Raw genomic sequence first — 20,711 nt, 5'->3', positions numbered from 1 at the left:
CCTAGGGAAACAATGAAACGTATCAGCCTGACCCAATACCTCGTTGAAGAACAACGCCAGCACCACTCCATTCCGGCCGAACTGCGCCTCCTGATCGAGGTGGTGGGCCGCGCCTGCAAAACCATTTCCCACAGCGTCGGCAAGGGCGCACTTGGCGAAGTGCTCGGCGCGCTGGAATCGGAAAACGTGCAGGGCGAAGTCCAGAAGAAGCTGGATGTGATCTCCAACGAGATCCTGCTGGAAGCGAACGAATGGGGCGGCCACCTGGCGGCAATGGCTTCGGAAGAAATGGAAGACATCCACCCGATTCCTAACCGTTATCCGAAAGGCGAATACCTGCTGGTGTTCGACCCACTGGATGGCTCCTCCAACATCGACGTCAACGTATCGATCGGCACCATCTTCTCCGTGCTGAAAGCACCGGAAGGCATGACCGAGCCGACCGAACAGGACTTCCTGCAGCCAGGCGCCAAGCAAGTGGCCGCCGGCTACGCCCTGTACGGCCCGCAAACCCTGCTGGTGCTCACCACCGGTAACGGCGTGAACTGCTTCACCCTGGACCGCGAGATGGGTTCGTGGGTGCTGACCCAGCGCAATATGCAGATTCCTGCCAAGACCAAGGAATTCGCGATCAACTCGTCCAACCAGCGCCACTGGCATGCGCCGGTACAGCGCTACATCGGCGAACTGCTGGCAGGCACCACCGGTCCGCGCGGCACCGATTTCAATATGCGCTGGATCGCCTCCATGGTGGCCGACGTGCACCGTATCTTGAACCGCGGCGGCATCTTCATGTACCCGGCCGACCTGAAAGATCCAAGCAAGCCAGGCCGCCTGCGCCTGATGTACGAAGCGAACCCCATGTCCTTCATCGTCGAACAGGCCGGCGGCATGGCCACCGACGGCAAGCGCCGCATCCTCGACATCCAGCCTGAGAAGCTGCACCAGCGCGTGCCGGTCTTCCTCGGTTCCCGCGACGAAGTGGCACTGGTTACCAGCTATCACCAGGAAGGCGTGTAATTTTTACAATGATGGCGTCCCGATACTAGCAAACGCGCAAGTTTGTTTGCTATAATCCGGGCTCTTTGCCGGTGTAGCTCAGTTGGTAGAGCAGCTCATTCGTAATGAGAAGGTCGGGAGTTCGATTCTCTTCTCCGGCACCAGGACGTATAAAAACCCTGTCAGGTCATTGATCTGGCAGGGTTTTTTCGTTTAACGCTGGGCGAATAGTGCAATCAGCGCGAGAAATATCGCGACTTGAAGTGCGATCATTTGATGATGCTGGGCGTCCATGCGGGCGTGGAGTTTTTCCACGGCCTCGTGCAGCTTTGCTTCGAATTCTACTCGCAACTCAAGGCGGAGGGAATTCAATCCGGTCTCGATTTGCGTCTCGATTTCCTTGAACCGGCAATCGATATGCGCCCGCAGCGCCTTCAATTCGCATGAAAGATTGACCATTGCATTCTCCAGCTGGTTCAAGCGCTCTTCGTGGTCAGCGAGCTCTGGTAGTGGCGTAACATCCATGGCGGCTCCTCAAGTGATCCTATCATTTTCGCCATACCACCAAGCGCCCGTTTGATTCAACTCAAATGTGCATGGCGCTGCGTTACTTTCCGTTACTGCGACGAGACCGCGATCGGCTTGCGATGTGCACGGGCCTTCTTTTTTCACCGCTTAAAGGTATCAAATTCAAGGTAATAGTTGACTTGGTCAATGAATTCTTGCGGCCCCGCCTTCTCCCAATTAATGGAATTCGAGATATGTGCAAGGACATTCACAAGCATCCACTCCTTCAAATTCTTATCTCTCAAAACAAGTGGAAGTTCCAAGCCATCATCGTTTAAAAAGACCTCATCGTCTTCCAGGCTTTGCATGTAGTCCCAAGGCACATAATAAAATTCTGCCTTTTGCGGCTTCGACAACCAAGCCTCCACATCTGTATGAATCCATGCTTCCTGCTTTAGTCCTTTTAGGCCGGCTATCAGCTCCGAAATGGATTTAAAGTGCTCAATCATTGAAATTCCTTATTTTATTCGGGCCATTCGTCGGAATCATACTCTGAGTTGTGCATCAAACTATCCATGAAAATTTTGAACGAGCCAGCCAAACGTCTCTGCGCTTTGACGAAATTTTCTGCAACACTCCGAGCTGGATCAAATCCGTCTGTCGCATAGAAATGCGCCGAACCGTCACACAAATGAAGGCAAAAGAAATTCCCTCCAGGGTCGTAGGCGAAAGGAAGCAGGTGATCGGGAATGACGTCTTTTGCGCACATCAACTGATAGTGCTCTATTAGTAGCGAACTTTGAGAACCAGCAGCGCTCCTCCTGTGCCTAATCGGATAAAAGCCTGCTATTTCCAAAGGCTCCCATTCGTCGTTGCCTGGAATTAGGCTATCTTCTGGTACCCCACCGTTATATTTCAGATAGTGCTGACGAAACTCGCTTGGCAGCTTATGCTTCAGCACTGCTTCGCAAGCATCCAGGTCGACATCTTCAAGCGGTTGTGAGCAGCCGTAAAACTCGTTGTTCTTCATTCTATTGCCTCGGCTTTAAACAAGCCTCCTTCACGAAACTTTCCAGCACCAAAAGCGGCGGGCTTACCCCAAGAGGAATTCCCTGGTATTCATACAGGACTGGCATCGCGCGCAGTGGAATGCATGCTGAGCTCATTGGCAGACTCCTTTGCGGGTCTTTATCTCCCCTGACCAATTTTCAAAACACGCATCCATTGCTTCAGCCAAGGCAATTACTTTTTCCTTTGCTGCGGGGTCGTCTACGCGCTGTCCATTTGGTACGCGGTGATAGTCATACCAATCATTAGGGCCGAAGATTCCGGCCAGATGTGCATGGACCCTGAAAACGATGTGATGCATCCGCCAGCAGGTCGCGTCCTCAAACTCCCTTAGTTCATCCTTTATTGCGCTCCGGCTCTTTCCGCCCATCCAAAGTTTTGTATCAAATGCGATGGCAATTCTGCCGTAGTCCGATTGGCTTTTGTCGTAATCGGGATCGCTGAACAGCACCTTCCATCTGGGAATCTCGGCAAATCGTAGCCGGAGCGAGCACATGATCGGGCGGAATAGCCGCTGGCTTTTGTCGACCGCGTCGATCGACTGGGGCAGCTCCGTATAAAACCTTGCGAATACTTCGATCAAATGACCAACATTCGTGGGGACAAGCTCAATATAGCGCCCGATCACAAAGCCAGATTTACCCTCTTTGTTCATGGCCGGGACGTAAAACAAATCTCCCGGCTTGGCTTTGCTCGTTAGTGGTTTCAAGATTACAGTGGGCGCTATTTTCGAGGCGAATCAGATACTAAAAAAACATTTAACCATTTGCAACTCCTGCTCAATCGTGCGCATGAACTTGCTTTAGGCTATCTAGCCTTGCGTGCGAGGAAACCGCGCATCAGCTTGCCGATTTGCTCGCCTTCCTCTTCGAGGGCAAAGTGGCCGGTGTCGAGCAGGTGCAGCTCGGCTTTGGGCAGGTCGCGCAAGTAAGGCGCGGCGCCGGCAGCAGGGAAGATCTGGTCGTTCTTGCCCCAGGTGATCAGCATCGGCGGCTGGTGCTTGCGGAAGTAGGCTTGCCACTCCGGATAGCGCGCCGGATTGCTGCCGTAGCTGTAGAACAGTTCGAGTTGGATATCCTTGTTGCCGGGGCGGTCCATATAGGTCTGGTCGACGGTCCATGCGTCGGGGCTGATCTTGCTGACGTCGCGCGCGCCATGCGTGTACTGCCATTTGGTTGCGCCGATCTCGAAGAACGGTTTCAGTTTGGCGGCATTCGCTTTGGTCTTGTCAGCCCAGTAGACCTTGAACGGCGCCCAGAATTCATTGTCGATGCCTTCGGTGTAGGCATTGCCGTTCTGGACCACGATGGCGGATACGCGCTCGGGATGCGCGGCAGCCAGGCGAAAGCCGATCGGAGCGCCATAGTCTTGTACGTACAAGGCGTACTTCGATGCGCCGACGGCGACGGTGAACTTGTCGACCACGTTCGCCAGGTTGTCGAAGCTGTAGGCGAATTTGTCGACTGCGGGGGCATCGCTCTGGCCAAAACCCGGATAGTCGGGTGCGATCACGTGGTAGCGGTCGGCCAGCTGCGGAATCAGGTTGCGGAACATCTGGGACGAGGTGGGGAAGCCGTGCAGCAGGAGCACGGTGGGCGCGTCTTTCGGGCCGGCTTCGCGGTAGAAGATGTTGACGCCATCGACCTTTACGGTGCGGTAGCTTACGTCCGTGGCGGCTGCTGATGCGGTGATGGCGGCGAAGGCCAGGGCCAGGGACGCGGCGATGCGGGAGGTTTTCATGTTCGTTTCCTTCAAGAGTGGTTTTGATGGGATGGATTGTAGGAAGCGTCCCTGGGTGCCGGAACTACGCGCAGCGAAACAATCTATTTCGCCGGGCGGCGTTCCGCCTGGCGCAGGGTGTCGATAGAGTGGGGCCATTGACAATCCTCTGGAGAACAACATGAAAGCATTCGTAGCAGCTGCCGCCATTGCACTTGCCGGAGCCGCGCACGCGGCACCCGTTGCTTACCGCACCGTCGCCGTCGATGGCATCAATATCGCTTACCGCGAAGCCGGCGATGCGAGCAAGCCGACCGTCCTGCTGCTGCACGGCGTGCCAAGTTCGTCCCGCATGTACGACGGGCTGCTGCGCAGGCTGGGCGACCGCTATCACCTGTTGGCGCCGGACTATCCCGGCTTCGGCAACAGCGACGCGCCCGATCCGGCGAAGTTCGCCTACACCTTCGACAACCTGGCGGCGGTGATGCAGAAATTCACAGATGCCGTCGGTACGCAACGCTATGTGCTGCTAATGCAGGATTACGGTGCGCCGGTCGGTATGCGCATGGCACAGGCAAGGCCGCAAGCGGTGCAGGCGCTGGTGTTCCAGAACGGGAATGTGTACGAAGACGGGCTGGGCGCGATGTGGGCCAAGCGCAAGCCGTTCTGGGCGGACCGCGCCGCGCACGAGAAGGACGTCATCGCCGTGCACCAGTCAGTGGCGGCGACGCGCGCACGGCATATCGGCAGCGATCCTGCAATCGAAGCCTACGATCCGGATTTGTGGATGGATGAACATGCCTATCTCAATCGCCCTGGCCAGGCGCGCATCCAGGCCGATCTGATTTACGACTACCAGCACAACCTGGCGGCTTATCCTGAATGGCAGGCCTGGCTGAAACAGCGCCAGTTGCCCACGCTGGTGGTATGGGGCAAGCACGACCTGGCGTTCACGGTGCCCGGCGCGCAAGCCTTCAAGCGCGACAATCCTTCAGCCGAAGTGCATATCCTGGACGGTGGTCACTTTGTGATGGATACCCGGCTGGACGACGTCGCCGCGATCACCGGCGATTTCCTCGGCAAGCTCAGTTCAGGTGCGGGTGCGTCCGCAGGTGCTGCGCCAGCAGGTCAATGAATTTGCGCACCTTGGAGGAGCCGTATTTGCTTTCGCGGTGCAGGATATGCACCGGCCATGGCTCCTCTTCAAATTCCGGCAGGATGATTTTCAGCTGGCCTGTCGCCAGTTCTTCAGCCATCTGGTAGGACAGCAGGCGGCAGATGCCCAATCCTTCGACGGCCGCACGAATCGCAGCATCGTTGCTGGTTACGGTAAACCGGGGCTTGATGCGGACGGTGAGCGGATTGCCGTCGCGCCCGAATTTCCATTCGACGCGCGGCGTGATATTGCTGGCCGAAATAATCGTATGCTGCTGCAGCTCTTCCGGATGCCGCGGCACGCCATGCCGGGCAAGATACTCGGGGGAAGCGCACAGCACGCGCCGCATCTGGCCAACGCGCAAGGCCTTCATGCTGGAATCGGGCAGGGGACCCAGTCGCACGGCTACGTCCATGCCTTCTTCAATCAGGTTGACGACGCGGTCGAGGAAGTAGGCCGAGACGTCGACCTCCGGGTACTGCTTCAGGAATTGCACGATGCAGGGTGTGACGAATTGCTTCCCGAACAGGACCGAGGCGGTGACGGCCAAGTTGCCTTTGGGCTCGGCGTTGATGCCGGCGGCGGCGCCATTGGCCTCTTCGATGCTGGCCAGGATGTTGCGGCAGTCGTCCAGATAGCGCTGGCCGGCTTCGGTCAGGCGCACATTGCGCGTGGTCCGCTGCAGCAGCTGGACACCCAGCTTTTCCTCCAGCGCCGAAATGGCGCGCGTGATCGCCGCCGGCGACATGTCAAGGCTGCGCGAGGCGGCGGCAAAGCTTTCCTGCTCGCCAACCGCCACGAATACCGTCATCAGGTGCATGTGATCCATGTTTTTCCTCCTGGCGAGGATGGTAGCCGTTAATAATTAAGACAGATTAACTTTTTTGCCTTATACTTCTTGCATGATTGAATGCGAATGATTATCATTTGCGTTCATTTTAATTCTTGAACCTTGTTATGTCCCTTTCGAAATCCCTCATCGCGGCAAGCCTGGCCGCCATCGGCCTTCCTGCGTTTGCCGATGATGCAGGCGGTGTCGGCGATGGCAGCGTCGTTGTGGTAACCGCCTCCATGCGCGCCCACACCGTGGCCGCAGCACCTGCCTTCACCACCGTCATTACAGCCGAAGATATCGCCAAGTCGCCGGTCAATGGCCTGGCCGACTTGCTGCGCGACAGCGTCGGCGTCAATAACCAGACCGACGATAACGGCCGCGACGAAATCCGCATTCGCGGCCTGGGTGGCAAGTACACGCTGATGCTGGTGAACGGCAAGCGAGTCTCGTCCGGCGGAGCCTTGTGGCGCGGCGGCGATTTCGATTTCAGCTCGATCCCGCTGTCCAGCATCAAGCGGGTGGAAATTGTGCGCGGCCCAATGGCGGCGCTGTACGGCTCCGACGCGATGGGCGGCGTGATCAACATCATCACCTGGCCGGCCACCAGGGAGTGGAAGGGCAGCTTGACCGGTGAGTACCGTACGGTGGACAGCGGCTATGGCGGCGACCAGTACCGCGTCGGCGCCAGCCTGTCGGGCGCGTTGAGCGACACTTTCAGCCTGTCCCTGGCCGGCGAGCGCTATGACCGCGACGCATGGTGGGGCGCCCCGGCCAGCGACGCGACGCGCACCCCGCGCCTGGAAGAGAAAAAGGCCAGCAACCTGACCGGCACCCTGACCTGGCAACTGGCGGAAAACCAGTCGCTGGATTTCGACCTGGGCTACAACAAGGACAAGCGCCCGCGCGTGATGTACTACTACGCCTTCTTCCCCGAGTGGAATTTCGAATCGAAGGACATTCGCGACCAGGAAATCGAGCGCAACACCTATGGCCTGACCCACCGCGCCGACTGGGGCTGGGGTAACACCACGGCCTACATCACCCGCGAGAGCGCTGAAATCCATGACTTCAACACGCGCTACGATGCGCCGCAACAGCGCACCCTGAAGGAAGAGAACACCTATGCCAAGTTCTACGGCAATACCACCCTTGGCATCAACGCGCTGACTGCCGGCATCGACCTGCGCCGCCAGGTGATCCGCGATGCGGTCAGCTACAAGGATACCGGCAAGGTCAGCACCGACAGCAAAGCTGTTTTCATCGAGGATGAACTGGCCCTGGCCATGGATCTGCACCTGACGCTGGCCGGCCGCCTGGACGACCATAGCGTGTTTGGCAGCCACTTCTCGCCCAAGAGCTACCTGGTATGGCAAAGCAATGATTCGCTGACCGTGAAAGGCGGCATCAGCAAGGCCTTCAAGGCCCCGGACGCCTATCAGCTGACGAAGGAGTACCGTATCGTGAGCTGCGGCGGAAGCTGCTTCCTGGCAGGGAATCCGGAACTGTCTCCCGAGACCAGCACCAACTACGAGCTGGGCTTCGAACTGCACCAGAAGGGCTGGGACCTGACCGCCGTCGCCTTCAAGAACGACGTGGACGACCTGATCGTGGCGACCTACGATGCGCCGACCAATTCGCGCCGCTGGGTCAATGTTGCTCAGGCCAAGACCAAGGGCCTGGAACTGGAGGCCAGCGTGCAACTGCATCCTTCGCTGACCCTGTCGGGCAACTTCACCCACCTGAAGGCCGACTACGTCAACGAGAACGGCAAGACTACGGTGCTGGACAACCGTCCCGAGAACGTGGGCCGCATCGGCCTGGCCTGGACTGCAGTACCCGGGGTGCAGGCTTCGCTGTCGGCGCACTATACCGGCAAGCAGTTCTACTCCGAGAAGGAACTGCCGGCCTATACCCGCGTCGACCTGGGCCTGTCGGCCAAGGTCGGCAAGCACTGGACGCTGCGCACCGGCGTCAAGAACCTGACCGATGTCGACCTGTCCGAGAAGAGCAAGAACTTCAGCTTCTTCGAATTGGGCCGCAATTACTACGTCAGCGCCACTTACGGCTTCTGACCCCGCAGGGGCATGCCCCTGAATTCCCTAGCCAGCGTAAAGCCAGCGAACCATTCAAACAGTTTGCGAGGTAGAACATGGCTACAAGCTTATTCCTGTCGCGCCACCGTTCGCTGCGTGGCAGCGGCGTTGCGGAACGCATCGAAACGCCGGCACACGATGCCGGCCGCCTGCAGGCCGATGTCGCGGCAGCCTTGCGCCGCGCGCGCGTGCGCGGCAATCCGCATCCGGTGGCGTTGGGCGCCATTCCCTTCGATACGCGCCAGCCGTCCGCGCTGGTGGTCCCGGTGGTGTCCGAATTCGTCGAGCGCGGCGACGTGGTGCGTGGCGAAGCGCCGGACTTGCCGCCCATCCTTCATACGCAGAGCATTCCCGGCGAGGAGCGCTTCAAGCAGGGCGTGCGCCAGGCTGTGGCCAACTTCGGCCTGAGCGACATCCGCAAGGCCGTGCTGTCGCGCTTGCTGGACGTCGAGCTGGCAGGCCATGCCGACGCTGGCGATATCTTCCGTCGCCTGGTATCGCGCAATCCTTCCGGTTTCCAGTTCCGCCTGCCGCTGGCCGACGGTTCGGAACTGGTGGGCGTCAGCCCCGAGCTGCTGTTGCGTAAGCAGGGCGCGCGCATGGAATCGAATCCTTTGGCCGGTTCTGCGCGACGCGATGCCGATCCGGTGCGCGATCGCGAGGTGAGCGAGGCGCTGCTGCGCTCTTCCAAGGACGCCTATGAACACCGTTTGGTGACGGACGAGATCCGCCGCGTGCTGGCCCCGGTCTGCCGCGAGCTGGTGATTCCGGAGCGGCCGTCGCTGCTTTCGACTGCCGCCATGTGGCACCTGTCGACGCCGATCGAAGGCGAGCTGCACGATCCGGAGATGGGTGCGCTGGAGCTGGCCTGCCGCCTGCATCCGACACCCGCCGTCTGCGGCTTCCCGACACGCCTGGCGCGCAAGCTGATCGACCTGGTCGAACCGTTTGACCGCGGCCTGTTCGCGGGCATGGTGGGCTGGTGCGACGATGAAGGCAACGGCGAATGGGCCGTGACCATCCGCTGCGGCCGGGTGGCTGGCAACCGCGTGCAGCTGTTTGCCGGTGCCGGCATCGTGGCCGATTCCTGCCCGGATGCCGAATGGGCCGAAACCCAGGCCAAATTGCAGACCATGCTTGGCGCCCTGAGCGCAAGGGAGGCCGCGTGATCGAATTCACTCATTGGCCGCAGGACGCTGCGCAACGCTACCGCGAGCTGGGACTGTGGGCCGGCTTGCCGTTGACCGAGATCCTGGAGCGGCAGGCGCGCGAACATCCCCAGGGCATCGCCGTGATCTGCGGCGAGCGCATGCTCAGCTATCGCGAACTGGACGAGCAGGCGGAACAACTGGCGCAAGCGCTGGCCCGGCGCGGGCTGGGCGTGGGCGATACCGCCCTGGTGCAGCTGCCCAATGTGGCCGAGCTGTATATCGCTTTCTTTGGCTTGCTGAAGGCCGGCGTGGCGCCGGTGAATGCGCTGTTCAGCCATCAACGGCTGGAGCTCACGGCGTATGCGCAGCAGCTGCAGCCGAAGCTGCTGGTTGCTTCGGCCAGCCACCCCTTGTTCGCCAACGACGCGTTCGCGCGCGAGCTGGCCGTGCCGCACACCATGGTGCTGGGCGCGGACGGCTTCCGCGAACAGCCGCAGGGCATCGGGCCGCGGCCGCAGCATGCACCCGCTTCCGAAGTGGCGTTCTTCCAGCTGTCCGGCGGCAGCACCGGCACGCCCAAGCTGATCCCGCGCACCCATGACGATTACTACTACAGTGTGCGGCGCAGTGCGGAAATCTGCCGTCTGGACCGCGGCACGCGCTTCCTGTGCGCACTGCCGGCAGGCCACAACTTCCTGCTCAGCTCCCCCGGCGCGCTGGGCGTATTCCACGCCGGAGGCACCGTGGTGCTGGCGCCGGCGCCGGAACCGCTGGCCTGTTTCGCCTTGATCGAACGGCATGGCGTGAACATGGCGGCGCTGGTGCCGTCGGCAGTGGCGTTGTGGCTGCAGGCGGCGCAGCAGCCGGAACGCCGCGCGCAGCTGTCCTCGCTGCGCCTGCTGCAGGTGGGCGGCGCCAGCTTCGCCGAAGCGCTGGCGCGCCGTGTACCGCAGGAGCTGGGCTGCGCGCTGCAGCAGGTATTCGGCATGGCCGAGGGCCTGGTGAACTACACGCGCCTGGACGATCCGGACGACGTGGTCTACGCCACCCAGGGCCGCCCCATGAGCGACGCCGACGAGGTGCGCGTGCTGGACGCGGACGGCCAGCAGGTTGCCGACGGCGAGACCGGCATGCTGGCCACGCGCGGCCCTTACACCTTCCGCGGCTACTACCGCGCTGCCGAACACAATGCGCGCGTATTCGATGCGGACGGCTTCTACCACACGGGCGACCTGGTGCAGCGCAGCGCCGACGGCAACCTGCGCGTCGTCGGCCGGGTGAAGGACCAGATCAACCGCGGCGGCGAAAAGATCGCGGCGGAGGAAGTGGAAAACCTGCTGCTGCGCCATCCGGGCGTGCTGCAGGCGGCGCTGATCTCGGTGCCCCATGCGCTGCTGGGCGAAATGAGCTGCGCCTGCATCGTGCCGCGCGGCGACAGCCTGCGCCCGGTCGAACTGCGCAAATACCTGCGCGGCCTGGGCGTGGCCGACTACAAGCTGCCCGACCGCTTTGAAATGCTGGACCGCCTGCCGTTGACGGCGGTCGGCAAGACCGACAAGCTGGCGCTGCGCGCCAGCATCCCGAACTGAGATGGAGCCTGGACCATGAGTATTCCCGTTATTTCTTCCTACCCGATGCCGCAGCCGGACAGCCTGCCCGCCAACAAGGTGGCGTGGCAGCCCGAGGCCGGCCGCGCCGTGCTGCTGGTGCACGACATGCAGGATTACTTCCTGCGCTTCTATGGCCAGGACAGCGAACTGCGCACTGCGCTGGTGGCCAATATCGCCGCGCTGTGCGCATGGGCGCGGGCGGCCGGCGTGCCGGTGGTGTACACCGCGCAGCCGGTCAAGCAGAGCCCGGAAGAGCGCGCGCTGCTGAACGATATGTGGGGCCCGGGCCTGACCACAGCCGATCCGGCGCTGCAGCAGGTGACCGCCGCGCTGGCGCCGCTGCCGGGCGATACGGTACTGGTCAAATGGCGCTACAGCGCCTTCCAGCGCTCCGAGCTGCAGTCCCTGATACGCGATTGGGGCCGCGACCAGCTGCTGATCGCCGGCGTGTACGCCCATATCGGCTGCATGACGACTGCGCTGGACGCCTTCATGCGCGACGTGCAGCCGTTCATGGTTGCCGACGCGCTGGCCGACTTCAGCGAAGAGGAGCATCGCATGGCGCTGCGCTACGTGGCTGGTCGCTGCGGCAGCGTGACCCATACGGCGCAGGTGCTCGCCGCGCGTCCGCCGCTGACCATCGACTGGCTGCGCGCCAACCTGCTGCCGCGCCTGGAGGAGGGCAGCTTCGGGCCGGACGACAACCTGGTCGATTACGGCCTCGATTCGCTGGAAGTGATGGCGCTGGTGGCCGAATGGGAGAAGCTGGGCTTGCGCGTCAGCTTCGAAGAATTGGCCGGCACGCCGACGCTCAACGCGTGGTGGGACGTCCTGCAGCGCAAGATCGCCGCATGAGGTGAGCCATGTTCCTGGCCGACCAGAACAACCTCGCTTCGGCGCGTCCGCAGGCGCCGCCGCGTCCTCCCGGCTTCCACTTCGAAGGGCGCCAGGTATGGGTGACCGGCGCCGGGCGCGGCATCGGCTACCAGGCGGCGATGGCGTTTCGCCAGCTGGGTGCACGCGTGATCGGCATCGACCGATGCTTCGATTCGGAGCTGGGCTCGCGGCACGGCAAGAAGTACCCGTTCAAGACCGTGCAGCTCGATATCACCGACCGCGCGGCGATCGCCGCGGCTTTCGACCAGCTGCTGCTGGAAACGCCGCGGGTGGATGTGCTGGTCAACGCGGCCGGCGTGCTGCGCCTGGGGCGGCTGGAGAACACCAGCGCCGAGGACTGGCAGGCCTGCTTCGACATTAATGTCAGCGGCGTGTTCCACATCCTCAGCCGGCTGCTGCCGCAGTTCAAGGCGCAGCGTTTCGGCAGTATCGTCAACGTGGCGTCGAACGCGGCGCACGTCCCGCGCCTGAACATGGTGGCCTATTGCGCTTCCAAGTCGGCGCTGGTGAGCCTGAGCCATTGCGCGGGACTGGAGCTGGCGCAGTACGGCGTGCGCTGCAACCTGGTGTCGCCCGGCTCCACCGATACGCCGATGCTGCGCTCCATGCTGCCGGACGACGAAGGCATGCAGCGCACCATCGCCGGCCTGCCCGAGCAGTTCAAGTTGGGCATCCCGTTGCGCAAGATTGCCACCGCGCGCGAGATCGCCAACACCATTGTTTTCCTGGCCTCCGACCTGGCCAGCCATATCACCATGCAGGACCTGGTCGTCGACGGCGGAGCCACGCTGGCAGCATGACCGGATTGGAGCAAATATGCGATTCATGAAGTACCTGCCGGCCCTGTTGCTGCTGGCCGCCTGTGGCGCGAAAGACGAGAAGCCGCCCGCGCCGGCGGTGCCGGAAGTGGCCGTGGCCACGCTGGCGCTGGAGAAGCTGCCGCTGAACAGTGAGCTGGCGGGCCGCGTGGCGGCCGTGCGCGTGTCGGAAGTGCGGCCGCAGGTCGACGGCGTGATCGTGGGGCGCTATTTCGAGGAAGGCGCCGACGTGCGGGCCGGGCAACTGCTGTACCGCATCGACAGTGCCAGCTATGCGGCGCGGCAGGAGCAGGCCAGCGCCGAGCTGGCGCTGGAAAAGGCCAGCCTGGTCAACCTGCGCGTGATCGCCGAGCGCTACGCACGCCTGCTGGATTCGCGCACGGTGACGCAGCAGGACCACGACCTGGCGCAAGCCAACTATCAGCAGGGCCTGGCCCGCGTGCGCGCACGCCAGGCATCGCTGCGGGCGGCGGAAATCGACCTGCAGCGCACCGAGGTGCGTGCCGCCATCGCCGGCCGCATCGGGCGCGCGGAAGCCACCGAAGGCGCGCTGGTATCGCGCGCGCAGCAGGAACCTCTGGCGCGCGTGCAGCAGCTTGACCCCGTGTATGTGGACGTGGTGCAGTCCAGCCAGCAGATGCTGGCCTTGCAGCGTGCGCTGCGCAGCGGCAGCCTGAAGCCGGGAGCGCGCGCCGTGACGCTGGCGCTGGAAGACGGCAGCGAGTACGCCCATGCCGGCGAGTTGCAGTTCGCGGAAATGCAGGTGGACCAGCAGACCGGCATGGTGACGCTGCGGGCGCGCTTTCCGAATCCGGAGCGCCTGCTGGTTCCCGGCATGTACGTCCGGGCGCGCGTCGAGCACGGCGTGCAGCCGGAAGTGGTGATGCTCCCGCAGCAGGCGGTGCGCCTGGGCGAAGGGGAGAAGGCGTCGGCGCTGGTGGTCAACGCAAAGGGCGAGGTCGAATTGCGCGAGCTGGTGCTGGCCGGAAGCCACCAGGGACGCTGGGCTGCGCTGTCGGGTGTCCGGGCGGGCGAGCGAGTGATCGTCGAGGGGGCCATGAAGGCGGCGCCGGGAGGGCGCGTCAATGCGGTCGAGTGGCGCGGTGCGGCCCTGGGCGCGGCATCCGTTCCGGTGCAGCCGGGGCACGAGGGCTGAGCGGTGGTGGCGCGTTTCTTTATCGCCCGGCCGGTGCTGGCCTGGGTCCTGGCGGCGGCGGTCATGCTGGGCGGACTGCTGGCGCTGGCCCTGCTGCCGGTGGCACAGTATCCCAACATCGCACCGCCGACGGTACGGGTGTCGGCCAGCTATCCGGGCGCCTCGGCCCAGGTGGTCGAGCACAGCGTGGTGCAGGTGCTGGAGCAGGAGCTCAAGAACCTCAAGCACCTGACCTATTTCGATGCCAGCAGCAGCTCGGCGGGCGAGGCGGAGATCATGCTCACCTTCGAGCAGGGCGCCGACCCGGCGCTGGCCCAGCTGGAGGTGCAGAACAAGGTGAACCAGCTGGCCTATCGCCTGCCGCGTGCGGTGCAGCAGAATGGCCTGAGCGTGACGGCCATGCAGAACAGCTTCCTGATGGTGGTGGTGTTCAGCGACCGCCAGGGCGCGCTGGGCGAGGCGGCGCTGGCGGACTGGATGAGCAGCCAGGTGATCGATGCGGTCAGCCGCGTCCCGGGTGTCGGCGAGGTGCGCAATTTCGGCTCGCCGTATGCCATGCGCGTGTGGCTGCATCCGCATAAGCTGCACAGTTTCGGCCTGATGCCGGCTGACGTGGTGCGCGCCATCGAAAGCCAGAATACCGAGGTGCCGGTGGGCGAGCTTGGCGCGCGTCCGGCGCCGCCGGGGCAGGCGCTGAACGTGTCAGTGACTGCGCTGTCGCGTTTGAAAACGCCGCAGCAGTTCCGCGACCTGATCCTGAAGACCCGCCCGGACGGTGCCGTGGTGCGCCTGTCCGATGTCGCGCGGGTGGAGCTCGGCAGCGAATCGTATGGGGCCGCGTCGCGCCTGGACGGCCAGCCGGCTTCGGGCTTTGCGGTCATGCTGGCGCCGGGCGCCAACGGCCTGGCCACGGCGGCCGGCGTGCGCGAGCGCATCGCGGCGCTGCAGCCGTCTTTCCCGGCCGGCGTGGAGGCGGCCTATCCGGAGGACGCCACGCGCTTCGTCAAGCTGTCAATCCGCCAGGTGGCGGTGACGCTGGCCGAAGCCGTGCTGCTGGTGGTGCTGGTGATGTTCGTCTTCCTGCAGGGATGGCGCGCCACGCTGGTGCCGGTGATCACCGTGCCGGTGGTCCTGCTTGGCACCTGCGGCGTGCTGGCCCTGACCGGCTTCTCGATCAATACATTGACGCTGTTTGCGATGGTGCTGGCGATTGGCCTGCTAGTGGACGATTCCATCGTCGTGGTGGAGAACGTCGAGCGCATCATGGCGGAACAAGGCATCGGCGCGCGCGAAGCGACCCTGCAGTCGATGCGCGGCATCACGGGTGCGCTGGCCGGCATTGCCATCGTGCTGGGTGCGGTATTCTTGCCGATGGCCTTCTTCTCCGGTTCGGTCGGAGTGATCTACCGCCAGTTTTCTGTCACGCTGGTCACCGCCATGGCGCTGTCGGTGCTGGTGGCGATCAGCCTGACGCCGGTGCTGTGCGCAGCGCTGCTGCGTCCCGCCGCGGCGCACGGTGCGGACGGGCGATTTGCGCGTGCCATGGCGGCGCTGCAGCGGCGCTACGACGGGCTGCTGCAAAAATTGCCCGGCCGCCGCTGGCGCCTGGGCGCGGTGTACGCCGTGTTGCTGGGGGCGGCCGCCTGGGGCTACCAGCGCCTCCCGGCATCCTTCATCCCAGTCGACGACCAGGGCACGGTGATGGTGCGTTTTGCGCTGCCGGCCGGCGCCACCTATCCGCGCACGGCCGAACTGGCGCGTCAGATCGAGCGCCATTTCCGCGAGAACGAGAAGGACAACGTCGCGATGGTGTACACCATTGCCGGCATGGGCATGGGCGGCGCCGGCCAGAATGCCGGCATGGCCTTCGTCAACCTGAAGGACTGGTCGCAACGCAAGGGAGCGGAGAACTCGGCGCAGGCGATTGCCGCGCGCGCCACCGGCGCGCTGGGCAAGCTGCGCGATGCACGGGTGTTTGCCATGGTGCCGCCGCCGATCGACGGCCTGGGGGAGGCCAGCGGCTTCGAATTCTGGCTGCAGGATACTTCCGGCGCGACGCCGGAATCATTGGCCGCACGGGCCGCCCAACTGGCCGCCGGGGCGGGTGAATTGCCCGGCGTGATGTATGCGGAAGCCGACGGCAGCGAAAGCAAGGCCCAGCTGCGCATCGACATCGACCAGGCCAAGGCGCTGACCCTCGGCCTGAACCTGGACGATGTCAACAGCACCCTGAGCGCGGCCTGGGGCGGCGTGTACGTCAACGACTACCTGCACGAAGGCCGCGTGCGCAAGGTGCTGGTGCAGTCCGATGCGCAGTGGCGCGCCGCGCCGGACGACCTGCAGCACTGGTCGGTGCGCGGCAGCGGCAATGCCATGACGCCGCTGTCCGCCTTCGCCGGTACGCGCTGGGACAGCGGCCCGACGCAGCTGCGCCGTTTCAACGGCCTGCCGGCAGTGCACATCAGCGGCGCCGGAACGCCCGGCGCCAGTTCCGGCGACACGATGGCGCGCATCGAGGCGCTGGTGGCGCAGCAGCCTTCCAGCCGCCTGGCATGGAGCGGCCTGTCCTACCAGGACCAGCTGTCGCGCGGCCAGGCCCCCATGCTGTACGCGGTATCGGTGCTGTTCGTGTTCCTCTGCCTGGCCGGCCTGTATGGCAGCTGGTCGATCCCGTTCTGCGTGCTGCTGGCAATTCCGCCGGGCGTGCTGGGAGCGGTGGCGGGCGCCGGCGTGCTGGGTCTCGAGCGTGACATCTTCTTCCAGGTCGGCGTGCTGGCGACGGTGGGCCTGTCGGCCAAGAACGCGATCCTGATCGTCGAATTCGCCGAGGCGGCGGTGCGCGCAGGGCAGGGGCACTGGGCTGCCGTCACGGCCGCCGCCAGCCAGCGCCTGCGGCCCATCCTGATGACCTCACTGGCGTTCGGCGCCGGCATCGTGCCGCTGGTGCTGGCCAACGGGCCCGGCGCGGCAGCGCAGCAGGCCATCGGGGCCAGCGTGCTGGGTGGCGTGCTCCTTTCCACGGCCCTGGGCGTGTTCCTGGTGCCGCTGTTCTATCTCTCCATCCTTGAACTCGGCCAACGCCGGGCATTTGCAAATGATCCTGTTCCTGTTGCTTGACATTGCGGGCTGCTGCCTGCTCTACCTCGGCCACCGCCACCAGGGCTGGCTGGCGCAGCCGATTGGCCCGCTTGGCGTGGCGGCCGGCGCGCTGGCCCTGCTGCTGGCCTTGGCCGCCGCCTGCATTGCGCTGTCGCCGCTGGCGGCGGTGTTCGCGTGGACTGTCGCCAGCATGCTGGCATTCAGCCTGCTGCCGTTCGTCTCCCTATTGAAAGGAAAACCATGAGCGCCAAACCCGATGCGATCCGGCCGGACTGGTGGAGCAAGACCTTTGCCGGCGCGGTGCTGGGCGCCACGCTGGCGCTGGCCCTCGCCGGGCTGTTCGCCTGGGCCGGGCCGGGCGGCATCAATGCCCCCGAGAAGGCGCAGTTCGTCATGTGGATCATGGCGCCGCTGTGGATGGCCGTTTTCTCCACGGTCTACCTGTTCCGCAGCGGCCTGCGCGCCGTGCTGTGGCTGGGCGGCGCCAATGTGGCCGCCTACAGCCTGCTGTTCTACATCCGTTCCAGCCTGGGGTAAGCCATGAAAGTCCGCAGCGATATCCTTCGCATTTACCAATCCCTTCACACCTGGACCGGCATCTGCGCCGGCATCCTGCTGTTCATCGGCTTCTTTGGCGGGGCGCTGACCATGTTCAAGCACCCGCTGGAGCGCTGGGTCAGTGCACCCTCCGCCCTGGCCAGCGCGCTGGCGCCGCAGCAGGTCGACAGCGTGGTGCGCGAAGTGCTGGCGGCCCATCCCGCTGCGCGCGAGGAATTCACGCTGCACGTGGTGCGGCATGAAAACAATCCGGCGCCGGTGACCTGGAGCGCGGGCCATGCAGGGCGCGACATCGACCTGAATGCCATGCGCTGGCAGGCAAGCCTGGATGAGCAAGGCAAGCTGGTGGCGCAGGAGGTGCGGCCGTCCCTGTTCGGCGAACTGGTCGACATGCTGCACCGCACCGGCGGCATTCCCGGCACGCTGGCCGACGAGTACCTGGGCGTGTACCTGATGGGCGTGGCGGGCGTGCTGTATTTCCTGGCTTTGGTGTCGGGCGTGGTCCTGCTGCTGCCGACGCTGGTCAAGGACCTCTTCGCCCTGCGCAAGGGCAAGAACCGCAAACGCTTCTGGCTCGATGCGCACAATGTGATCGGCATCGCCAGCCTGCCGTTCCACATCGTGATCAGCCTGACGGTGATCGTGTTCGCCTTCCACGACCAGTTCTACGACAGCCTGCAGCATGTGGTGTACGGCGAGCAGAAGATGTGGGCACGCCCGAGCGGAACCGCGGGACCGGGCGACGTGACGAAGCTGGCGCCGGCAAGCGAACTGGTTCGCCTGGCGCAGCAGGAAGCACCGGGATTCGAAGTGACGGAAATGCTGTTCATGGACCTGGAGAGCCCGCGTCCCCTGGTCCGCGTCGGCGTGGCCAATGAGGATTACGTGGTGCGCGGCGCGGTATCCGCTTATCTCCTGATGGACCCGTACAACGGCCAGGTGTTGAACAGCAGCATGCTGCCCACTAAAAGCGATACGTGGAGCAGCCTCGTGGCGCCGTTCTTCGCCCTGCATTTCGGCAGCTACGGCGGTGACTGGATGCGCTGGATCTATTTCGCTTTCGGGCTGTCCGGGGCGTTCCTGTTCTATTCGGGCAACCTGCTGTGGGTCGAGAAGCGCCGCAAGAACCAGTTGCGCGACCAGGCGCCACCGGCCCAGCCGCGCCGCACGGCCGTCCTGGCCGCCGCCACTGTCGGCGTCTGCCTTGGCAGCGTGGCCGGCGTGGCGGCAGCTTTGCTGGCTGCGAAGTGGCTGCACGCTGCGTCGGGCAACCTCAATGCGGTGCTGATGACGACCTACTACATCGTCTTCCTGGCCTGTGTGGCGTGGGCCTTCTGGCGCGGCGCCGCGCGTGCCGCGCCAGAATTGCTGGCGCTGTGCGCCCTGGCCGGCTGCGCGATTCCCGCCACCTCGCTGCTGGCGCGCCTGGCGCCTTCGCTCGGCATGTGGGCGCATGGCAGCCTGGGCGCAGTGGCTGTCGACCTGACTGCGCTGGTGCTGGCGTTGCCGCTGGCATGGGGGGCGCGCCTGGCTGCACGCCGTGCCCGCAGCGGTCCGCTGGACAGCGTGTGGGCGGCGCCTGCCGCGGCTGCGCCGGAACCGGCATTTCCGCAGGAGCGCCAGGCATGATGGACCGTGCCGATCTTGGCAGTCCGGCATGGTGGGACGAGGTCGCCGCGCGCGGCACCCCGCTATTGGAGTACGCCGCAGATTGCAACGTCACTTTCCTGTGGCGTGCGCCGGCCGCCGCGCAGGCGCGGGCTGTCTACATCGACGTGTATTCGCACACGCCGCACCCCAGCGTGGGACCGGCCGCCATGCGCCACCATCCCGGGACAGACGTGTGGAGCTGGAGCACCCGGTTGCCGCCTGACTGGCGCGGCAGCTACTTCCTGATGCCGCTTGGCGCGGGACAGGAAGCGCCGCAAGAGGGCGGCGGCGCAGCGTTGCGCCGCTGGTGGGTCGGCCTGCTGGAGACAAACGCCCAGGCCGACCCGCTGAATCCGGGCCCGGCCCATGGCGGCAGCTGGGGCCTGCCCCTGTCGCCGCTGCTGCTGCCGGATGCCGCCAGCCATCCCGCCTGGGCGCAGGCGGGCCCGCCGCAAGGCCGCCTGCACCAGCATCGCTGGCAGAGTGCCGCGCTGGACCTCGGCCGGGACACGTGGATCTACCGCACGGCGCCGCAGGAAGCGAACGATGCGCCGCTGGTCGTCCTGCTCGATGGCCAGTACTGGGCGCGGCAGATGCCGCTGTTCGGGGCGCTGGACATATTGACTGCGCAAGGGGCGCTGCCCCCGGCGATCTACCTGCTGGTCGATGCCGTGACGCCGGAACGGCGCGCCCTGGAGTTGCCCTGCCACGCTCCGTTCTGGGAAGCCCTGCAACAGGAACTGCTGCCGGCAGCGTACGCGCTGGAGCCGTTCAGCGCCCTGCCTGGGCGCACGATTGTCGCCGGACAGAGCTTCGGCGGCCTTGCTGCAGCCTATGCGGCCCTGCATTGGCCCGCGCGCTTTGGCAATGTGCTGAGCCAATCCGGTTCGTTCTGGTGGCCCGATCCATCCGATACCGCCAGCGGCGGCTGGCTTGCCGGCTCGGTGGCGCAAGGACCGGCTGCCGGCCGGCCTTTGCGCTTCCTGCTGGAGATCGGCTGCTACGAAGACCAGATGCTTGGCCCGAATCGCTCCTTCCACCAGGCGCTCCGCGCCGCCGGCCACCGCTCCATGCTGCGCGAAGTGCGCGGCGGCCACGACTGGCTGTGCTGGCGCGACGGCCTGCTGGAAGGGCTGTGTGAATTGATGAATGACTTTGACGAGACCCAGGAACCATGAGCAACGAAAACACGACCAATCCTTTTGACGACGAAAGCTACCGGTTCACGGTGCTGCGCAACGGCGCCGGCCAATTCAGCCTGTGGCCCGAGTTCGCCGAGCAACCGGCCGGCTGGCAAGTGCAGCACGGTCCGGCGCCGCGCCGCGAGTGTATCGACTACATCGAGAGCTACTGGCACACCATCAACCCGTTCGCGGCCCGCGCCTGAGGAAAATC

General features: G+C 64.3%; 20 protein-coding genes and 1 tRNA gene. 15 read left to right on the top strand and 6 right to left on the bottom strand.

All coding sequences use genetic code 11. The features are described from left to right. The first annotated feature begins 12 nt into the window (after window positions 1–12). Together ACN9MU_RS26845 and ACN9MU_RS26840 are read left to right on the top strand one after the other, a co-directional pair. Window positions 13–1,020: a class 1 fructose-bisphosphatase gene (locus tag ACN9MU_RS26845; protein WP_426164418.1), complete on the top strand. Its 1,008-nt coding sequence runs from the start codon at window positions 13–15 to the stop codon at window positions 1,018–1,020. 67 nt (window positions 1,021–1,087) lie between these two features. Next, window positions 1,088–1,163: transfer RNA gene (locus ACN9MU_RS26840), tRNA-Thr, on the top strand. A 49-nt stretch (window positions 1,164–1,212) separates the two neighbouring features. On the opposite strand, the gene ACN9MU_RS26835 is transcribed toward ACN9MU_RS26840, so the two are convergent. The 5 genes from ACN9MU_RS26835 to ACN9MU_RS26815 all read right to left on the bottom strand — a co-directional run bounded on the left by ACN9MU_RS26835 (window position 1,213) and on the right by ACN9MU_RS26815 (window position 4,314). Continuing rightward, window positions 1,213–1,524 (bottom strand): hypothetical protein, encoded by a 312-nt coding sequence (locus tag ACN9MU_RS26835; protein ID WP_426343699.1) that lies wholly within the window; start codon window positions 1,522–1,524, stop codon window positions 1,213–1,215. 143 nt (window positions 1,525–1,667) lie between these two features. Continuing rightward, a complete protein-coding gene (locus tag ACN9MU_RS26830; RefSeq protein ID WP_426343698.1) occupies window positions 1,668–2,015 on the bottom strand; it encodes a hypothetical protein in 348 nt (115 codons plus the stop codon). A gap of 14 nt (window positions 2,016–2,029) precedes the next feature. Next, the gene (locus tag ACN9MU_RS26825; protein WP_426343697.1) at window positions 2,030–2,536 is read right to left on the bottom strand and encodes an SMI1/KNR4 family protein; all 507 of its coding nucleotides are present in this window, start codon (window positions 2,534–2,536) and stop codon (window positions 2,030–2,032) included. Between the two features lie 132 nt (window positions 2,537–2,668). Next, a complete protein-coding gene (locus ACN9MU_RS26820) occupies window positions 2,669–3,229 on the bottom strand; it encodes a hypothetical protein (protein ID WP_426343696.1) in 561 nt (186 codons plus the stop codon). Between the two features lie 152 nt (window positions 3,230–3,381). Then, on the bottom strand, window positions 3,382–4,314 hold the full coding sequence (locus tag ACN9MU_RS26815; protein ID WP_426319117.1) for an alpha/beta fold hydrolase: 933 nt from the start codon (window positions 4,312–4,314) through the stop codon (window positions 3,382–3,384). Window positions 4,315–4,474: 160 nt separating this feature from the next. On the opposite strand from ACN9MU_RS26815, the gene ACN9MU_RS26810 reads away from it, so the two are divergent. Then, window positions 4,475–5,428: an alpha/beta fold hydrolase gene (locus tag ACN9MU_RS26810; RefSeq protein WP_426164401.1), complete on the top strand. Its 954-nt coding sequence runs from the start codon at window positions 4,475–4,477 to the stop codon at window positions 5,426–5,428. Here the strand turns inward: ACN9MU_RS26810 and ACN9MU_RS26805 are convergent. Further along, window positions 5,379–6,278, bottom strand: coding sequence for a LysR family transcriptional regulator (locus tag ACN9MU_RS26805; RefSeq protein WP_426164398.1), 900 nt, complete (start codon window positions 6,276–6,278; stop codon window positions 5,379–5,381). The genes ACN9MU_RS26810 and ACN9MU_RS26805 overlap by 50 nt on opposite strands. A gap of 128 nt (window positions 6,279–6,406) precedes the next feature. On the opposite strand from ACN9MU_RS26805, the gene ACN9MU_RS26800 reads away from it, so the two are divergent. The 12 genes from ACN9MU_RS26800 to ACN9MU_RS26745 all read left to right on the top strand — a co-directional run bounded on the left by ACN9MU_RS26800 (window position 6,407) and on the right by ACN9MU_RS26745 (window position 20,703). Continuing rightward, entirely contained in the window at window positions 6,407–8,356 is a 1,950-nt protein-coding gene (locus ACN9MU_RS26800) for a TonB-dependent receptor domain-containing protein (RefSeq protein ID WP_426343695.1), read from the top strand. Window positions 8,357–8,433: 77 nt separating this feature from the next. Continuing rightward, window positions 8,434–9,546 carry an isochorismate synthase gene (locus tag ACN9MU_RS26795; RefSeq protein ID WP_426343694.1) on the top strand — a complete coding sequence of 371 codons (1,113 nt, stop codon included), beginning with the start codon at window positions 8,434–8,436 and terminating at the stop codon, window positions 9,544–9,546. Further along, on the top strand, window positions 9,543–11,117 hold the full coding sequence (locus ACN9MU_RS26790) for a (2,3-dihydroxybenzoyl)adenylate synthase (RefSeq protein ID WP_426343693.1): 1,575 nt from the start codon (window positions 9,543–9,545) through the stop codon (window positions 11,115–11,117). Before ACN9MU_RS26795 ends, ACN9MU_RS26790 begins: the two co-directional genes overlap by 4 nt. Window positions 11,118–11,132: 15 nt before the next feature. Further along, complete coding sequence (locus tag ACN9MU_RS26785) at window positions 11,133–11,993, top strand: isochorismatase family protein (RefSeq protein ID WP_426343692.1); 861 nt, start codon at window positions 11,133–11,135, stop codon at window positions 11,991–11,993. Between the two features lie 8 nt (window positions 11,994–12,001). Then, window positions 12,002–12,835, top strand: coding sequence for a 2,3-dihydro-2,3-dihydroxybenzoate dehydrogenase (dhbA, locus tag ACN9MU_RS26780; RefSeq protein WP_426164384.1), 834 nt, complete (start codon window positions 12,002–12,004; stop codon window positions 12,833–12,835). Window positions 12,836–12,851: 16 nt separating this feature from the next. Continuing rightward, window positions 12,852–14,009, top strand: a complete 1,158-nt coding sequence (locus ACN9MU_RS26775; RefSeq protein ID WP_426319113.1) for an efflux RND transporter periplasmic adaptor subunit — start codon at window positions 12,852–12,854, stop codon at window positions 14,007–14,009. Window positions 14,010–14,015: 6 nt separating this feature from the next. After that, window positions 14,016–17,126, top strand: a complete 3,111-nt coding sequence (locus ACN9MU_RS26770; RefSeq protein WP_426343691.1) for a multidrug efflux RND transporter permease subunit — start codon at window positions 14,016–14,018, stop codon at window positions 17,124–17,126. After that, window positions 17,104–17,352: a hypothetical protein gene (locus tag ACN9MU_RS26765; RefSeq protein WP_426343690.1), complete on the top strand. Its 249-nt coding sequence runs from the start codon at window positions 17,104–17,106 to the stop codon at window positions 17,350–17,352. Before ACN9MU_RS26770 ends, ACN9MU_RS26765 begins: the two co-directional genes overlap by 23 nt. Continuing rightward, a complete protein-coding gene (locus tag ACN9MU_RS26760; protein ID WP_426343689.1) occupies window positions 17,349–17,645 on the top strand; it encodes a hypothetical protein in 297 nt (98 codons plus the stop codon). Before ACN9MU_RS26765 ends, ACN9MU_RS26760 begins: the two co-directional genes overlap by 4 nt. 3 nt (window positions 17,646–17,648) lie before the next feature. Continuing rightward, window positions 17,649–19,295 carry a PepSY-associated TM helix domain-containing protein gene (locus tag ACN9MU_RS26755; protein WP_426343688.1) on the top strand — a complete coding sequence of 549 codons (1,647 nt, stop codon included), beginning with the start codon at window positions 17,649–17,651 and terminating at the stop codon, window positions 19,293–19,295. Continuing rightward, a complete protein-coding gene (gene fes, locus ACN9MU_RS26750; protein WP_426343687.1) occupies window positions 19,292–20,494 on the top strand; it encodes an enterochelin esterase in 1,203 nt (400 codons plus the stop codon). The genes ACN9MU_RS26755 and fes overlap by 4 nt, the downstream gene beginning before the upstream one ends. Beyond that, a complete protein-coding gene (locus tag ACN9MU_RS26745; protein ID WP_426319110.1) occupies window positions 20,491–20,703 on the top strand; it encodes an MbtH family protein in 213 nt (70 codons plus the stop codon). The genes fes and ACN9MU_RS26745 overlap by 4 nt, the downstream gene beginning before the upstream one ends. Window positions 20,704–20,711: the final 8 nt, after the last annotated feature.

Source organism: Pseudoduganella sp. R-32 (assembly GCF_049913245.1).
Lineage (GTDB): Bacteria > Pseudomonadota > Gammaproteobacteria > Burkholderiales > Burkholderiaceae_D > Rugamonas.
The sequence above is the reverse complement of the archived record's forward strand: the minus strand, read 5'-3'. Positions and strand labels throughout refer to the sequence as shown.

What these genes read in the sequence shown, in the direction of transcription:
- ACN9MU_RS26845 (WP_426164418.1), top strand. Translation starts at nt 13, where the DNA reads ATGAAACGTATCAGCCTGACCCAATACCTCGTTGAAGAACAACGCCAG.
- ACN9MU_RS26835 (WP_426343699.1), bottom strand. Translation starts at nt 1,524, where the DNA reads ATGGATGTTACGCCACTACCAGAGCTCGCTGACCACGAAGAGCGCTTG.
- ACN9MU_RS26830 (WP_426343698.1), bottom strand. Translation starts at nt 2,015, where the DNA reads ATGATTGAGCACTTTAAATCCATTTCGGAGCTGATAGCCGGCCTAAAA.
- ACN9MU_RS26825 (WP_426343697.1), bottom strand. Translation starts at nt 2,536, where the DNA reads ATGAAGAACAACGAGTTTTACGGCTGCTCACAACCGCTTGAAGATGTC.
- ACN9MU_RS26820 (WP_426343696.1), bottom strand. Translation starts at nt 3,229, where the DNA reads ATGAACAAAGAGGGTAAATCTGGCTTTGTGATCGGGCGCTATATTGAG.
- ACN9MU_RS26815 (WP_426319117.1), bottom strand. Translation starts at nt 4,314, where the DNA reads ATGAAAACCTCCCGCATCGCCGCGTCCCTGGCCCTGGCCTTCGCCGCC.
- ACN9MU_RS26810 (WP_426164401.1), top strand. Translation starts at nt 4,475, where the DNA reads ATGAAAGCATTCGTAGCAGCTGCCGCCATTGCACTTGCCGGAGCCGCG.
- ACN9MU_RS26805 (WP_426164398.1), bottom strand. Translation starts at nt 6,278, where the DNA reads ATGGATCACATGCACCTGATGACGGTATTCGTGGCGGTTGGCGAGCAG.
- ACN9MU_RS26800 (WP_426343695.1), top strand. Translation starts at nt 6,407, where the DNA reads ATGTCCCTTTCGAAATCCCTCATCGCGGCAAGCCTGGCCGCCATCGGC.
- ACN9MU_RS26795 (WP_426343694.1), top strand. Translation starts at nt 8,434, where the DNA reads ATGGCTACAAGCTTATTCCTGTCGCGCCACCGTTCGCTGCGTGGCAGC.
- ACN9MU_RS26785 (WP_426343692.1), top strand. Translation starts at nt 11,133, where the DNA reads ATGAGTATTCCCGTTATTTCTTCCTACCCGATGCCGCAGCCGGACAGC.
- dhbA (WP_426164384.1), top strand. Translation starts at nt 12,002, where the DNA reads ATGTTCCTGGCCGACCAGAACAACCTCGCTTCGGCGCGTCCGCAGGCG.
- ACN9MU_RS26775 (WP_426319113.1), top strand. Translation starts at nt 12,852, where the DNA reads ATGCGATTCATGAAGTACCTGCCGGCCCTGTTGCTGCTGGCCGCCTGT.
- ACN9MU_RS26765 (WP_426343690.1), top strand. Translation starts at nt 17,104, where the DNA reads ATGATCCTGTTCCTGTTGCTTGACATTGCGGGCTGCTGCCTGCTCTAC.
- ACN9MU_RS26760 (WP_426343689.1), top strand. Translation starts at nt 17,349, where the DNA reads ATGAGCGCCAAACCCGATGCGATCCGGCCGGACTGGTGGAGCAAGACC.
- ACN9MU_RS26755 (WP_426343688.1), top strand. Translation starts at nt 17,649, where the DNA reads ATGAAAGTCCGCAGCGATATCCTTCGCATTTACCAATCCCTTCACACC.
- fes (WP_426343687.1), top strand. Translation starts at nt 19,292, where the DNA reads ATGATGGACCGTGCCGATCTTGGCAGTCCGGCATGGTGGGACGAGGTC.
- ACN9MU_RS26745 (WP_426319110.1), top strand. Translation starts at nt 20,491, where the DNA reads ATGAGCAACGAAAACACGACCAATCCTTTTGACGACGAAAGCTACCGG.